Annotated in this window: 15 protein-coding genes and 1 riboswitch; of the genes, 11 read left to right on the forward strand and 4 right to left on the reverse strand. The window is 72.9% G+C overall.

The window, feature by feature from the left end; translation table 11 throughout:
- Nucleotides 1-43: 43 nt before the first annotated feature.
- Entirely contained in the window at nt 44-1,420 is a 1,377-nt protein-coding gene (locus tag ACQUSR_RS19755; RefSeq protein WP_431047705.1) for a S41 family peptidase, read from the forward strand.
- An 11-nt stretch (nt 1,421-1,431) separates the two neighbouring features.
- Here ACQUSR_RS19755 and ACQUSR_RS19760 read toward each other — a convergent pair whose 3' ends face one another.
- Nucleotides 1,432-2,049: a TetR/AcrR family transcriptional regulator gene (locus ACQUSR_RS19760; RefSeq protein ID WP_431043907.1), complete on the reverse strand. Its 618-nt coding sequence runs from the start codon at nt 2,047-2,049 to the stop codon at nt 1,432-1,434.
- Nucleotides 2,050-2,112: 63 nt separating this feature from the next.
- On the opposite strand from ACQUSR_RS19760, the gene ACQUSR_RS19765 reads away from it, so the two are divergent.
- From ACQUSR_RS19765 to ACQUSR_RS19780, 4 genes are all read left to right on the forward strand, one after another.
- Nucleotides 2,113-2,601 (forward strand): DUF1453 domain-containing protein, encoded by a 489-nt coding sequence (locus ACQUSR_RS19765; RefSeq protein WP_431043908.1) that lies wholly within the window; start codon nt 2,113-2,115, stop codon nt 2,599-2,601.
- A 126-nt stretch (nt 2,602-2,727) separates the two neighbouring features.
- Complete coding sequence (locus ACQUSR_RS19770; RefSeq protein WP_431043909.1) at nt 2,728-3,066, forward strand: hypothetical protein; 339 nt, start codon at nt 2,728-2,730, stop codon at nt 3,064-3,066.
- A gap of 16 nt (nt 3,067-3,082) precedes the next feature.
- On the forward strand, nt 3,083-4,267 hold the full coding sequence (locus tag ACQUSR_RS19775) for a glutathionylspermidine synthase family protein (protein WP_431043910.1): 1,185 nt from the start codon (nt 3,083-3,085) through the stop codon (nt 4,265-4,267).
- 66 nt (nt 4,268-4,333) lie between these two features.
- Entirely contained in the window at nt 4,334-4,705 is a 372-nt protein-coding gene (locus ACQUSR_RS19780; protein ID WP_431043911.1) for a hypothetical protein, read from the forward strand.
- A gap of 66 nt (nt 4,706-4,771) precedes the next feature.
- Here the strand turns inward: ACQUSR_RS19780 and rocD are convergent, their stop codons facing one another.
- A complete protein-coding gene (gene rocD / locus ACQUSR_RS19785) occupies nt 4,772-5,980 on the reverse strand; it encodes an ornithine--oxo-acid transaminase (protein WP_431043912.1) in 1,209 nt (402 codons plus the stop codon).
- Between the two features lie 139 nt (nt 5,981-6,119).
- Nucleotides 6,120-6,228: riboswitch (ZMP/ZTP riboswitch) on the forward strand.
- A gap of 40 nt (nt 6,229-6,268) precedes the next feature.
- On the opposite strand from rocD, the gene glyA reads away from it, so the two are divergent.
- From glyA to ACQUSR_RS19800, 3 genes are all read left to right on the forward strand, one after another.
- Nucleotides 6,269-7,546, forward strand: coding sequence for a serine hydroxymethyltransferase (gene glyA / locus ACQUSR_RS19790; RefSeq protein WP_431043913.1), 1,278 nt, complete (start codon nt 6,269-6,271; stop codon nt 7,544-7,546).
- Between the two features lie 67 nt (nt 7,547-7,613).
- A complete protein-coding gene (gene trpS, locus ACQUSR_RS19795) occupies nt 7,614-8,627 on the forward strand; it encodes a tryptophan--tRNA ligase (RefSeq protein WP_431043914.1) in 1,014 nt (337 codons plus the stop codon).
- Between the two features lie 164 nt (nt 8,628-8,791).
- A complete protein-coding gene (locus tag ACQUSR_RS19800; RefSeq protein ID WP_431043915.1) occupies nt 8,792-9,376 on the forward strand; it encodes a 2'-5' RNA ligase family protein in 585 nt (194 codons plus the stop codon).
- Nucleotides 9,377-9,464: 88 nt separating this feature from the next.
- Here ACQUSR_RS19800 and ACQUSR_RS19805 read toward each other — a convergent pair whose 3' ends face one another.
- Nucleotides 9,465-10,223 carry a decaprenylphospho-beta-D-erythro-pentofuranosid-2-ulose 2-reductase gene (locus ACQUSR_RS19805; RefSeq protein WP_431043916.1) on the reverse strand — a complete coding sequence of 253 codons (759 nt, stop codon included), beginning with the start codon at nt 10,221-10,223 and terminating at the stop codon, nt 9,465-9,467.
- A gap of 32 nt (nt 10,224-10,255) precedes the next feature.
- Nucleotides 10,256-11,605 carry an FAD-binding protein gene (locus tag ACQUSR_RS19810; RefSeq protein WP_431043917.1) on the reverse strand — a complete coding sequence of 450 codons (1,350 nt, stop codon included), beginning with the start codon at nt 11,603-11,605 and terminating at the stop codon, nt 10,256-10,258.
- A 588-nt stretch (nt 11,606-12,193) separates the two neighbouring features.
- On the opposite strand from ACQUSR_RS19810, the gene ACQUSR_RS19815 reads away from it, so the two are divergent.
- The 3 genes from ACQUSR_RS19815 (at nt 12,194) to ACQUSR_RS19825 (ending at nt 14,581) form a co-directional block, all read left to right on the forward strand.
- The gene (locus ACQUSR_RS19815; RefSeq protein WP_431047707.1) at nt 12,194-12,808 is read left to right on the forward strand and encodes a phosphatase PAP2 family protein; all 615 of its coding nucleotides are present in this window, start codon (nt 12,194-12,196) and stop codon (nt 12,806-12,808) included.
- Nucleotides 12,801-13,823 carry a decaprenyl-phosphate phosphoribosyltransferase gene (locus tag ACQUSR_RS19820; protein ID WP_431043918.1) on the forward strand — a complete coding sequence of 341 codons (1,023 nt, stop codon included), beginning with the start codon at nt 12,801-12,803 and terminating at the stop codon, nt 13,821-13,823. The genes ACQUSR_RS19815 and ACQUSR_RS19820 overlap by 8 nt, the downstream gene beginning before the upstream one ends.
- A 287-nt stretch (nt 13,824-14,110) precedes the next feature.
- Entirely contained in the window at nt 14,111-14,581 is a 471-nt protein-coding gene (locus tag ACQUSR_RS19825) for a GtrA family protein (protein ID WP_431047709.1), read from the forward strand.

Genomic DNA, 14,581 nt, shown 5'->3' on the forward strand with positions numbered 1-14,581 from the left:
CGCCGCCACCACGGCCGCACTGCTGGCTGTCGCGGGCGGGGTGATGCTGCTGCCCGAGGACTCCGCGCGCGCCACGGACGCGTCCCTGGACGGAGTGTGGCGGATGGACGGGTACGGCACCGTGCTGGAGGTCTCGCGGGGGCGGATGCAGGAGTACCAGACCACCGGCGTGAGCTGCCTCGAAGGGGACTCCGCGCGGCGCACCGGCACCAGTGACGGGGCCGCCCGGTACGCCAGCGCCGACAAGACCGTCTACCGGCTGCGGACCGACGGGCACGGGCTGGGGGGCCGGGAGGGGCAGCGGGGCCGGGACGGGGAGCGGGCTTGGCTGCACATCGACGGTTCGGCCGGGGACCGGGGCCTGCGCCGCGTGGAGGAGCTGCCCCGCGCCTGCAAGGAGGCCCAGCGGCCCAGAGGCCCTCTGGAGACCTTCGATGTCTTCTGGCAGACGTTCGAGGAGAACTACCCGTTCTTCGCGGCCAAGGGGATCGACTGGCACGCGGTCCGGGACCGCTACCGGCCCAAGGTCCAGCCCGCGATGTCCGACGCCGAGCTGTTCGCCGTCCTGAGCGAGATGGTCAAGCCGTTGAACGACGCGCATGTCCACGTCGCCCACCCCAAGGGCTACTTCGCGCGGCCCCGTCCCGGCACTGTCGTCCCGAGCGAGGAGCTGGACAAGCGGACCACGTCGTACATCACGAAGCGCGACCTCGGCGGCCACCGGCTCCAGGAGTTCGCGCGCGGCCGCATCGGCTACGCCGACCTGCCCGGCGACCAGGGGTATCTGCGCGTCTCCGGCTTCGGCGGCTACACCGCCGACCGGCACAACAGCTACGCCGCCAACAGCGCCGAACTGGACCGGGCCCTGGACGCCGTCCTCACAGCCGGGCGCACCGCCCGGCTGCGGGGCCTGATCATCGACCTGCGGATCAACGGCGGCGGATCCGACGCCCTGGGGCTGCGGATCGCGGAGCGCCTCACCGACCGCGGCTACCGGGCGTACGCCAAGCAGGCCCGCAACGACCCCGCCGACCCGGCCCGCTTCACCCGCCCCCAGCCGATCACCGTCCACCCCGCACCGGGCCCCCGCTACACCGGTCCGATCGCGGTCCTGACGGGCGGCTCGACGGTCAGCGCGGGTGAGACCTTCACCCAGGCCCTCATGGACCGGCCCGGCCGGACGATACGGATCGGGGAGCCCACTCAGGGCGTCTTCTCGGACGTGATGGTCCGTGCCCTGCCGAACGGCTGGGAGTTCGGCCTGCCCAACGAGGTGTTCCGTACGCGCTCCGGACGGACCTTCGACGCGACCGGCATACCGCCGCACATATCCGAACCCGTCTTCACGGAGGAGGAGTTCTCCCGAGGCCGCGACTCCGCCTTCGACCGGGCCGTCGCCGTGCTGCGCGGCCGCGGCTGATCGGTACCGCTCTACGCGCTCCCCTTGAGCGACTTCAGGTGGCCGCGCAGCACTCGCCGCACCACGGCCGGGGTCATGTGGTCCGGCCGCAGGACCGCCTGGAGGGTGAGGCCGTCGAGCAGGGCCGTCAGCCGCAGGCTCTCCAGGGAGATGTCGGTGTCCTGCGGGAGGCTGCCCATGCGTTGCGCCTCCTGGAGGACGCGGGTGATCAACGCGCGCGATCCCTCGTCCAGTTCGTGTGCGCGAGGGCGCAGTTCGGGGCGAGTGCGGGCCGCGGTCGTGAAGGCCAGGAGCAGGACGGCCTCTTCGTGGCGTGCCGCGTCCAAGGGGAGGAACTCCCCGAGGAGTTCCTCCGTGGCGGCGAGGCGGTCGATGCCGGAGCCGGGGGACAGGAGGCGCTCGGCGCGGGCGTGGATGCGTGTCCCGACGCGGCGGGCCAGCTCGTCCATCGCGAAGAGCATCAGCTCGGCGTGGTCGCGGAAGTAGTGGCGGACCGACCCGATGGCCAGCCCCGCCTCCTCGGCGACGTTGCGCAGCGACGCGTGCTCCAGACCGTCCCGGGCGCTGACCCGGAAGACGGCTTCGGCTACGGCCCGGCGGCGGGCCTCGGGGTCGACGATCTTCGGCACGTTGCCTTTATAGCACGATCGGGCTAAATTCTTTTTGGCATGGTCAAGCTATAAAGCAGGGGGATGGGAATGCACCCATGGCTGGTCGTGGCGGTCATCGCCGTCGTGGTTGTCGGCGTGGTCGTCAAGCGGCTGATCGGTGAACCGCTCAACGCGCGCGAGCTGTTCGCGCCGCCGGTCGTGCTGATCGGCCTCGGCGTCTGGGCGCTGTGCGAGGCCGAGGAGCTGACCGGCGCCGACGTCGCCTGGGTGGTCGCGGGCGCCGCCCTGGGGCTCGCGCTGGGTGCGGTGCGCGGCGCGACCATCCAGGTCTTCGACAAGGGCGGGGTGCTGTGGCACCGCTACACCGGCCGAACCTTCCTGGTCATCGTCGTCTCCCTGGCGGTGTCCGCCGGGTTCGCTCTGCTGTCCGCCTCCCTGGGCATGCATGAGGAGGTCCGGTCCACGCAGCTGTCCATCGGCGTCGGATTCCTCGGCGAGGCGTTGGTCGTCGGCCGCCGCGCGCTGGTGACCGGGCTGCCCTTCGCCCCGGAGGCCGGCCGCCGTCGGTGACTCGGTCTCCACGCCCCTGCCGCTCGGGCGTACACCCGTGCGGTTACCCTGAGCGGTCCGCCCGCCGCGCCGAGGTGGTGCGGCGTACCGCTCGGCGGCAGGGACGACGACACACGGGGGAGCGTCATGGAGAACACGCCCACGCGGCGACGGCTGCGGTCCAGCACCGTGATCCTGGGAGGCATGGGCGCACTGGCCGCCGCGCTCACCTCCTGCGGGTCGTCCGAGCCCGACAAGCGCTGTGTCGACCCGGACAGTTACGACTACGTCAAGGGCTACCGGATCGTCGACTCCAGTGCCTGCAAGAGTTCCTCGTCCACGTCCCGGAGCTCGTACGGCACGAGCCACTCCGGCCGGTGGTACTACGACTCCGACCGCAGCTCCGGATACGCCGACAACGGCAGCTTCAACAAGAGCGCGGTGAGCCGTGGCGGCTTCGGGTGCTCAGGGTCCGGTGGCGGCTGAGGGGCGTACGGAAGCCATGGAGCGGCACACCATCGAGCCACGACCCGGCTGGCAGGCCACCGTCGAGGCGCAGGGGCTCATCTACCCCCTGACCCGCTACCCCGACGACTCCCTCCGCCCCTACTGGGACGAGAGCGCCTACTACGCGTTCTCACTGCCCGAGGTCGAGGCGCTGGAGGAGGTCGTGGAGGATTTGCACCGCATGTGCCTGGCCGCCGCCGCGCACATCGTGGAGCACGACCGGTTCGGGGATCTGGGGATCACCGATCCGCGCGTCGCCGACCGGGTCGCCGAGTCCTGGCGGCGGCGGGACGAACTCCCCTCCCTCTACGGGCGGTTCGACCTGCGCTACGACGGCACCGGGCCCGCGAAGCTGCTGGAGTACAACGCCGACACCCCCACCTCCCTGGTGGAGGCCGCCAGCCCCCAGTGGTTCTGGATGGAGGAGCGGTTCCCCGGCGCCGACCAGTGGAACTCCCTCCACGAACGCCTCGTGGACGCCTGGAAGCGGCAGGCCGCACTGCTGCCGCCCGGCGCGCCGGTGCACTTCGCGCACTCCGCCGGCGACGAGCTCGGGGAGGACCTGATGACGGTCGCGTATCTGCGGGAGACCGCCGAGCAGGCCGGACTGGACGCCCGCGCGATCTCGGTGGAGAACATCGGCTGGGACCGGATCTCCGGCCGCTTCGTCGACGAGGGTTACGGCTTCATCCGGGCCTGCTTCAAGCTCTACCCGTGGGAGTGGCTGGTCACCGACCGGTTCGGGTCGCACGTCCTGGACACCCTCGACAACGGCGGTGGCACCGGCTCCACCCTGTGGATCGAGCCCGCCTGGAAGATGCTGCTGTCCAACAAGGCGTTGCTGGCGGTGTTGTGGGAGCTGTTCCCCGGCCATCCGAACCTGCTGCCCGCGTACCTCGACGGGCCCCGCGAGCTGGCCCGTAGCACCGGATGCGTCGCCAAGCCGCTGCTCGGGCGGGAGGGGGCCGGGGTGACCGTGCACCCGGCCGGCCAGGCGCCCCAGACGCGCGACGAGCCCTGCTGCTACCAGGCGCTCGCCCCGCTCCCCGCCTTCGACGGTAACCACGTCGTGCTGGGCGCATGGGTCGTCGAGGGCGAGGCGGCCGGGCTCGGCATCCGCGAGTCCGCCGGGCTCGTGACCGACGGGTACGCCCGCTTCCTGCCGCACGTGATCCTTTGACGTGCCGTCCCGGCCGGGACAAGACTGGACATAAGGGACCAGACTGGTCCGGTCATGGAGGACGTCATGACAGCGACGACACGGAAGGACGCTCCTGTCGTGTTCGAGAGCGGCGACGTCGAAGTGCGCCTGCAGGACATCGGCGGAGACATGTGCGCCGCGTTCATCAAGTTCCCCAAGGGCACGGACATGACACCGGGTGTGAAGGGCCTGCCCGGCGACATGTGCCAGTGCCCCCACTGGGGATACCTGTTCTCGGGGCGGCTGAAGATGCTGCGGAAGGAGGGCGAGGAGATCTACGAGGCCGGGCAGGCTTTCTACTTCGCGCCCGGTCACATCCCCGTGGCGCTCGAGGACTGCGAACTCCTGGACATCTCGCCGACCGCGGAGTTCACCAAGGTCATCAACCACGTCAAGGCCCAGATGCAGCCGGGCTGACGTACGGCCACCGGACGGCCCCCGCACGGCGTGCACCGCGCGCGGGGGCCCTACAACGCCCCGCGCTCAGTCCGCGGCCAGCACCGATCGCAGCTGGTCCAGGCCCCAGTCCAGGTCCTCCTTGCTGATCACCAGCGGTGGAGCGATCCGGATCGTGCTGCCGTGCGTGTCCTTCACCAGCACGCCGCGCTCCATCAGCTTCTCGGAGATCTCGCGGCCCGTGCCGTGCGCCGGGTTGATGTCGACGCCCGCCCACAGGCCCCGGCCGCGCACCGCCTCGACCGCTCCCCTGCCCGCCAGGAGGCCCAGCTCGCGGTGGAGGTGCTCGCCCAGCTCCGTCGCCCGCTGCTGGTACTCCCCGGTCCGCAGCATCGCGACCACCTCCAGGGCGACGGCGCAGGCCAGCGGATTGCCGCCGAAGGTCGAACCGTGTTCGCCCGGCCGGAACACGCCCAGCACCTCGCGCGACGACACCACCGCGGAGACCGGCACCACCCCGCCGCCGAGGGCCTTGCCCAGGACGTACACGTCGGGGATGACGTCCTCGTGCTCGCAGGCGAACGTGGCGCCGGTGCGGCCCAGGCCCGACTGGATCTCGTCCGCGATGAACAGGACGTTCCGCTCGCGGGTCAGCGCGCGGACGCCCGCCAGATAGCCGGGCGGGGGCACCAGCACGCCCGCCTCGCCCTGGATCGGCTCCAGCAACACCGCCACGGTGTGCTCGTCGACGGCGGCTTCCATCGCCGCCAGGTCCCCGTACGGCACGATCTCGAAGCCCGGCGTGTACGGGCCGTAGTCCGCGCGGGCCTCCGCGTCGGTGGAGAAGCTGATGATCGTCGTCGTACGGCCGTGGAAGTTGTTCTCCGCCACGACGACCTTGGCGCGGCCGTCCGGCACCCCCTTGACCCGGTAGCCCCACTTCCGGGCCGTCTTCACGGCCGTCTCGACGGCCTCCGCGCCGGTGTTCATCGGCAGCACCATCTCCATGCCGCACAGCTCCGCCAGCTCGGCGCAGAAGTCGGCGAACCGGTCGTGGTGGAACGCGCGGGAGGTGAGGGTGACCCGCTCCAGCTGGGCCTTCGCGGCGTCGAGCAGCCGGCGGTTGCGATGCCCGAAGTTGAGCGCGGAGTACCCGGCGAGCATGTCCAGATAGCGGCGGCCCTCGACGTCGGTCACCCAGGCACCCTCCGCGGACGCGACGACGACCGGCAGCGGATGGTAGTTGTGCGCGCTGTGGGCCTCGGCGGCGGCGATGGCGCGTTCCGTAGACGTCAACGTGTGCTCCGTTCGGTCTTGCGGCTGGCTGCAGCTCATTTCTATCGCTGGATGGCCGATTTACGAAGGGACCTTTCGGTGTACGTCCGGGTGTGCGGGTATCGGACCGAGGCGGCGCCGGTACCGCCGTAAAATGAGCAGCGCGTGCCGTGACTGGCGAACGTGGAACGAACCACGAGGGAGCGGTGCGCGCCGAGGCCGCCATCGGCCCGAACCACCACGAGGTGCCGCCCGCCTGGGCACCCCGGGAACACGACCGGAATCAGCCGATCGCCCCGGAGGAACCGCATGAGCCTGCCCCTCTCCCACCCCGCCCTGTCCGCCGCGGACCCCGAGCTCGCCGCCCTCGTCGGCGCCGAGGAACAGCTCCAGGCGGCGACCCTGCGCCTGATCGCCAGCGAGAACTACGTCTCCAGCGCCGTGCTGGAAGCGGGCGGCACCGTGCTGCAGAACAAGTACAGCGAGGGCTACCCCGGCCGCCGCTACTACGAGGGCCAGCAGGTCATCGACCAGGTGGAGAACCTGGCCCGGGAGCGCGCCAAGGCGCTGTTCGGCACCGGGCACGCGAACGTCCAGCCCTACTCCGGCTCGCCCGCCAACCTCGCCTGCTACCTGGCGTTCGCCCAGCCCGGCGACACCGTGATGGGCATGTCGCTGCCGATGGGCGGCCACCTCACGCACGGCTGGGGCGTCTCCGCCACCGGCAAGTGGTTCCGGGGCGTGCAGTACGGCGTACGGCAGGACACCGGCGTCGTCGACTTCGACGAGGTGCGCGACCTGGCCCGCAAGGAGCGCCCGAAGCTGATCTTCTGCGGTGGTACGGCGGTGCCCCGCACCATCGACTTCGCCGCCTTCGCGGAGATCGCGCGCGAGGTGGGCGCCGTCCTCGTCGCGGACATCGCGCACATCGCCGGGCTGGTGGCGGGCGGCGCGCACCCCTCCCCGGTGCCGCACGCCGACGTGATCTCCACGACCACCCACAAGACGCTGCGCGGACCGCGCGGCGCGATGCTGCTCGCCCGCGAGCCGGAGAACCTGGGCAAGGCCATCGACAAGGCCGTCTTCCCCGGGCTCCAGGGCGGCCCCCACAACCAGACCACGGCCGCCATCGCGGTGGCTCTGCACGAGGCCGCGCAGCCCGCGTTCCGCACGTACGCGCACGCCGTCGTCGCCAACGCCAAGGCGCTGGCGGAGGAGCTGCTCGCGCGCGGGTTCGACCTGGTCACCGGCGGGACCGACAACCACCTGATCCTCATGGACCTCACGCCCAAGCAGGTGCCGGGCAAGGTGGCGGCCAAGGCCCTGGACCGGGCCGGGATCGTCGTCAACTACAACACGGTCCCGTTCGACCCCCGCAAGCCGTTCGACCCGTCCGGTGTCCGCATCGGCACCCCGTCGCTGACCTCGCGCGGCCTGGGCACCGCGCACATGGCGACGGTGGCGGAGTGGATCGACCGGGGCGTGAACGCGGCCAGGACCGGCGACGAGGAGACGCTGGGCAAGATCCGCGCCGAGGTCGCCGAGCTGATGGCGGCCTTCCCGGCGCCGGGCCTGCCGACCGACTGACCGTCGCCGGTCGACCGACGTACGGGGCCGGTGAGAGGACCATCGGACACCTGAGACAATGGGTGCCATGGCCCTCGACCGTCCCCGTGCGCTCTCCGGTATCCAGCCCACCGCAGGCTCCTTCCACCTCGGGAATTACCTCGGTGCCATCCGGCAGTACGTCGCCCTCCAGGAGACCCACGACGCGTTCTACATGGTCGTGGACCTGCACGCGATCACCGTGCCGCAGGACCCCAAGGACCTGCGCGCCAACACCAGGATCGCGGCGGCCCAGCTGCTGGCCGCCGGCCTGGACCCGGACCGCTGCACGCTGTTCATCCAGAGCCACGTCCCCGAGCACGCCCAGCTCGGCTGGCTGATGAACTGCCTCACCGGCTTCGGCGAGGCCTCCCGGATGACGCAGTTCAAGGACAAGTCGGCCCGGCAGGGCGCCGACCGCACCACCGTCGGCCTGTTCACCTACCCGGTCCTCCAGGTCGCGGACATCCTGCTCTACCAGGCGAACCACGTGCCCGTGGGCGAGGACCAGCGCCAGCACATCGAGCTGACCCGCGACCTGGCCGAGCGGTTCAACGGCCGCTTCGGCGAGACCTTCGCCATCCCGGACCCGTACATCGTCAAGGAGACCGGGAAGATCTACGACCTCCAGGACCCGGCGATCAAGATGAGCAAGTCGGCGTCCACGCCGAAGGGCATCATCAACCTCCTGGACGAGCCCAAGGCCTCCGCGAAGAAGATCAAGAGCGCGGTGACGGACACCGGCACCGAGATCCGGTTCGACGAGGAGAACAAGCCCGGCATCAGCAACCTGCTGACCATCTACGCCACCCTCACCGGCAGCTCCATCGCCGAGCTGGAGGCGAAGTACGAGGGCAAGGGGTACGGTGCGCTCAAGACCGACCTCGCCGAGGTCATGGTCGAGTGGGTGACGCCCTTCCGGTCGCGTACGCAGGAATACCTGGACGACCCGGAGACGCTGGACAAGATCCTGGCCAAGGGCGCCGAGAAGGCCCGTGCCGTCGCCGGCGAGACACTGGCCCTGGCCTACGACAGGATGGGATTCCTGCCCGCCAAGCACTGAGCGGCGAGCACCGGACGGCCGAGCACGGGCCGCGGCCCCGGCGGCGCAGGGACTATGGGCCCGTGCGCCGGGGACCGAGGTAGGTAGCCGCGAGGGCGGTGGAGCCGCCACACTGACACGGGGTGCAGCAGCCGGGGCTCGCGAGAGCCAGGAGGGAGATCGCAGTGGGGACCGTAACGCTCGGCGTTTCGATCGCGGTCCCGGAGCCGTACGGCAGCTTCCTCCAGAAGCGGCGCGCGGGCTTCGGGGACCGTGCCGCACACGGCATCCCCACCCACGTCACGCTGCTGCCGCCCACCGAGGTCGAGGTCTCCGCGCTGCCCGCCGTCGAGGCGCATCTGGCGGACGTCGCGGCCGGGAGCCGTGCCTTCCCGATGCGGCTGTCGGGCACCGGCACCTTCCGCCCGCTGTCCCCGGTCGTCTTCGTCACGATCGTGGAGGGCGCGGAGCAGTGCACGGAGCTCCAGGCACGGGTCCGGGCGGGCTCCGGGCCGTGCGAGCGTGAGCTGCAGTTCCCGTACCACCCGCACGTGACCGTGGCGCACGGCATCGACGAGGAGTCGATGGACCGGGCGCAGCGGGAGCTGGCGGACTTCGAGGCGTCCTGGACGATCAGCGGCTTCGCGCTGTACGAGCAGGGGGCGGACGGGGTCTGGCGGCTGGAGCGGGAGTTCCCTTTCGGGGGCGGCGCGGCGCCGGGCGTGCCCCGGCAGGGCCGCCTTTCCCGCCCGCCCGCGCCGTCGCTGTAGGCCGGTCGCGTCGCGTCGCATCGCTTCGGCCCGGTCTGGGCGGGTCGCAGGCCCGGTTTGGGTACGTCACAGGCCCGGTCTGGGTAGGTCACAGCGGCAGGCGGCGGAAGATCGGGCGCGGCAGGTGGCGCAGTGCCGACATCACCAGCCGCAGCGGACCCGGCACCCACACCGTCTCGCTGCGCCGCCGCAGACCGGTCTCGATGGCGCCGGCGACGGCCTCAGGGGTGGTCGCGAGCGGCACCTCCGCCAGCCCGGCCGTCATCTTCGTCCGTACGAAACCGGGGCGGACCACCATCACATGCACCCCGCTGCCGCGCAGCGCGTCGCCCAGGCCCTGAGCGAAGGCGTCCAGGCCGGCCTTGCTGGAGCCGTAGATGAAGTTCGAGCGGCGGGCGCGTTCGGCGGCCACCGAGGACAGCACCACCAGTGAGCCGTGGCCCTGGCGGCGCATCGACTGGGCGCAGACCAGGGCGGCGGACACGGCGCCGGTGTAGTTGGTCTGGGCGACCCGGACGGCGGCGAGCGGCTCGGCCTCGTCCCGCTCCTGGTCGCCGAGCACCCCGAAGGCCAGCAGCACCATGTCGATGTCGCCCTCGGCGAAGACCTTGCCGAGGGTCGCCTCATGCGCCTCGGGGTCGAGGGCGTCGAACGGGACGGTCCGGATATCGGTGCCGGGCCGGGTGCGCAGCCGCGCCGCGGCGGCGTCCAGCGCGGGGGAGGGGCGACCGGCCAGCCAGACCGTACGGGTGCGCTGGGCGATCAGGCGAGCGGCGGTGGCCAGGGCGATCTCGGAGGTGCCGCCGAGGACGAGCAGGGACTGCGGGGCGCCGAAGGCGTCTTTCATGGAGGCTCCAGAGGGTGGGGCGGGGCGCGGACTCACAGGGCCAGGCGGCGGGCCATGTCGGAGGTGAACACCCCGTGCGGGTCGATCGCGCGCCGCAGGGTGCGGAAGTCGGTGAGCCGCGGATACATCGCGTCGAGCAGTTCGGGCCGTACGCGGGCGTCCTTGGCCAGGTAGATCCGCCCGCCCGCCTCGGCGACGTCTTCGTCCAGGGCGTCGAGGAAGCGGCCGAGGCCGGGCAGCCGGGCGGGGATGTCCAGCGCGAGCGTCCAGCCGGCCGAAGGGAAGGACAGCCAGCCCCGGTCCGCCTCGCCGAACCGCTTCAGCACGGCCAGGAAGGACGGCCAGCGGCGGCGCGCGATGCGCTGGACGACGCGGCGCAGGGTCTCCTCCCGGCCGTGGCCGACGACGAACTGGTACTGCACGAAGCCGTCGCGGCCGTAGATCCGGTTCCAGTGCGGCACGCCGTCGAGCGGGTGGAAGAAGGCGGGGATGGTCTGTAGCTCACCGGTGCGCAGGACGGGCGCCCGGCGGTACCAGAGCTCGTTGAAGGCGCCCACGGTGGGACGGGAGAGCAACCTGCCGGGCAGTCCGCGCGGCGGGGGCGGAAGCCGGCCGGGACGGAAGGCCAGCGTCCGGGCGGCCCGGCGGGTGCGGGCGGGCAGCGCGTCGAGCGGGGCGTGCTCACCGCGGGTGAGGACGGCCCGGCCGGTGGCCCGGCCGCGTGCGAGCAGGTCGATCCAGGCGACGGAGTAGCGGTAGCGGTGGTCGGTGGCCGTGAGCCGGGACATCAGGTCGTCGAGGTCGCGGGCGCGCTCGGTGTCCACCGACATCCAGGAGGTCTCGACGGGCAGCAGCCGGAGGGTGGCGGAGAGGATGACGCCGGTCAGTCCCATGCCGCCCGCGGTGGCCCGGAACAGGGCCATGTCGGGGGTGAGGGTGCGTACGGAACCGTCGGCGGTGAGCAGCTCCAGGGACCGTACGTGGCGGCAGAAGGCGCCGGACACGTGGTGGTTCTTGCCGTGGATGTCCGCGCCGATCGCGCCGCCGACGGTCACATAGCGGGTGCCGGGGGTGACGGGTACGAACCAGCCGAGCGGCAGCAGCACCTCCATCAGGTGGTGCAGGCTCACCCCGGCGTCGCAGACCACCTCGCCGTGCTCGGCGTCGATGGCCCGGATCCGGTCGAGGCCGGTCATGTCCAGGACGGCGCCGCCCGCGTTCTGGGCGGCGTCCCCGTAGGCCCGCCCCAGTCCCCGCGCGATGCCCCCGCGCACACCGCAGCCCCGCACCGCCTCGGCGGCCTCTTCGTACGAGCGGGGGCGCAGGACCCGGGCGGCGGCGGTGGGCGCGGTGCGGCCCCAGCCGACGGTGACAAGGGACATGCCCGCGACGGTATCGCCCGTCACGTCCATGGTGTGGAGATACGCACCTTTCTCGCCGAAAAGGGTGATTAGCGGAGTGTCGGACAACATTGCCGTGGAACTCCGGGGCCGGGCGGGGAGAGTCGGAGGCGGACGAGGCGGAACGCGCTATGGAGGAGCTACGGAGGAGAGGGGGCGGGTCCGCTGCCGCCGAACGAGACGCATCTGGAAGGGGGGCCGACCGGGCTGGAGACACGGCCGGAGACCGGGCCGTCGTCCGTGGTCCCGTCCGGCGGTCCCACGGCGCCGCCCGTGTGGCCGACGTCGCCGCAGCCCGGGGGGCTGATGCCGCCGCTGCCTCGGGGGTCGGCGGCGCAGTTGCCCGGGGAACCGGCGGGGCAGTTGCCCGGGGGGTCGGCGGGGCCGATCGAGGGCCCCGTGCCTGGTTCGCGCGCGTGCGGCCGTCGCGGTGACGGCCGCCGCACGGGCGCGCCGGGAGGCGCCCCGCAAAGCGGTGCGCCCAGTACGAGGAACGGGCCAGGGGGGCGCGGCGACCGGGGCGGCGGTGCCGGACCGGGTGCGGCGGTGCCGTTCCAGTGGGTGGTGGGGATGCTCGCGGCGGGCTGGCTGGAAGGCTCGCCGAGTGGCGGTGGGCTCGACAGGCGGTTGCTCATCGCGCTGCGTGACCGCGGGGGCGATCCGCGGGTGGCCGCCGCCGTCCGCGCGCTGTCCTGGTGTGGGGAGCACGGCGCGCTGTGGCTCGCCGCCGGGCTGACCGGAGCGGTGCGGGCGGGCGGGGCGGCGGACCCAGGGCGGCGTGCCGCGTGGCTGCGCGGTACGGCGCTGGTCGGCGCGGCGCACGTGGCGAGCATGGGCCTGAAGCGGGTCGTACGGCGGCCCCGCCCCGAACTCCCCGGCCGCCCTCCCCTCGTCCGCACCGCGGCCCGGCACTCCTTCCCCAGCTCGCACGCGGCGTCCTCGGCCGCGGCGGCGGTCGCCTACCGCACGCTGCGGCCGACTGGGCGATGGCTGCCGGGGGTGGCGGCCGCGATGTGCGTGTCACGACTTGTGGCGGGTGTCCACTACCCCACGGACGTCGCGGCGGGCGCCCTCCTGGGCGCCCTGACCGCCCGCCTCGCCGACCCGTGGACGCGCGGCCCGCTCGGCGGGAGCGGCCGGGGTGCCGCGGTTGGCTGCCCTGCATCCGGAGGCATCCGTGACTGACCCGGACACGCTGCTCGAAGAGCCCCAGCCGCGACCTTGGCCCCAACCCCCGCCGACCGCCGCCGCGGCGCGAGCGCAGGCGGTGTCGCTGTCCGCCGGGCTGCTGCGCACCGCGCGGCCGCGCCAGTGGGTGAAGAACGTGCTCGTCGTCGCCGCGCCCGCCGCCGCCGGCGAGCTCGGCTCGGGACCCGTACTGGCCCGGCTCGCCGTCGTCTTCGCCCTGTTCACCGCCGCCGCGTCCGCCGTCTACCTCATCAACGACGCCGTCGACGCCGAGTCGGACCGCGCGCACCCCGACAAGTGCCGCCGCCCCGTCGCCTCCGGACAGGTGCCCGGGCCCGTCGCGTACGCCGTCGGCGCGCTCCTCGCGGTCCTCGCCCCGGCGGTCGCCGCGGCGCTGTGCAACCCGGCCACCGCCGGACTGCTGACCGCCTACGTCGGTATGCAACTGGCCTACTGCGTCTCGCTCAAGCACATCCTCGTCGTCGACCTGGCCGTCGTCACCACCGGCTTCCTGATGCGTGCCGTCGTCGGCGGGCTGGCGCTCGGCATCCCGCTGTCGCGCTGGTTCCTGATCACCACGGGGTTCGGCGCGCTGTTCATGGTGGCCGCCAAGCGGTACAGCGAGGCGCTGCTGATGGCCCGCCGGGTGGTCCGGGGTGAGGGCTGCCCGACGGGCGCCTCCCGGGCCCTACTGCGCGAGTACACCATCGGCTATCTGCGGTTCGTCTGGCAGCTCGCCGCCGGGGTGGCGGTGCTCGCGTACTGCCTGTGGGCGCTGGAGGGGGTGGATGGCGTGAATGGCGTGGCAGGTGATGTCGGAGGTGGCGGGGGACTGCTGCCCTGGCGCCAGTTGTCCATGATCCCCTTCATCCTCGCCGTCCTGCGTTACGCCGTGTTCGCGGACCGGGGCACGGCCGGGGCGCCGGAGGACGTGGTGCTGCGCGACCGCCCGCTGGCGGTGATCGCGCTGGCGTGGATGGGGCTGTACGGCCTGGCGGTCGCGGGGCTGTGAGCGCGCCCGGTGCTCCAGGAGACGCCGGCGCCCCGCCACGTGGACCGGTCGGTCCCGGTGCACCGCCGGGTGGTCCCGCCGGCCCCGGCGCCTTGCCGGGTGGGCCCGCCGGTCCCGGTGCCCTGCCGCGTGGACCGGTCGATCCCTGTGCCCCGCCGCCTGGGACCCCCGATCCCGAAGTGCCGCTCCGCCGTCCCGCCGGTCCTGGTCCCGGCTCCGGCCCCGGCTGCGGTCCCGGTGCCCCGCCGCGCCCTCGTCCCGCCGGGGTCCGCGCCCGGCTTCGGGCCCTGCTGCCCGAGCTGGCCGGGTTCGCGCTCGCCGGGGCCGCCGCGTACGCCGTCGACCTCGTGCTGTTCGTCTGGCTGCGCGGGGCCGCCGGGCTCGGGCCGCTGTCCGCGAAGGCGCTGTCCTTCGCCGCCGCGTGCACCGTCGCCTACCTCGGCAACGCGGTCGTACACCGTGCCCCGTCCCACCCCGGACACCACCCCGGCCGTCGCCGCCATCGCCACCGCCCGGTGCGCCGCGCCCGCCAGTACGCCGTCTTCTGCGCCGTCAACGCCGCCGGTGCCGCCGTGCAGTTGCTGTGCCTGCTCGTGTCGCACTACGGCCTCGGGCTCACCTCCGCCCGCGCCGACACCCTCTCCGGTGCCGGAGTCGGCATGGCGCTCGCCACCTGCCTACGCTTCTGGGGCACCCGGAACCTCGTGTTCCGGGCTCGGGGTTCGGGGTTCGGGGTTCGGGAGAAGCATGAACGCTGA

Origin of the sequence: Streptomyces sp. P1-3, from assembly GCF_050613155.1 — a bacterium.
Taxonomy (GTDB): domain Bacteria; phylum Actinomycetota; class Actinomycetes; order Streptomycetales; family Streptomycetaceae; genus Streptomyces.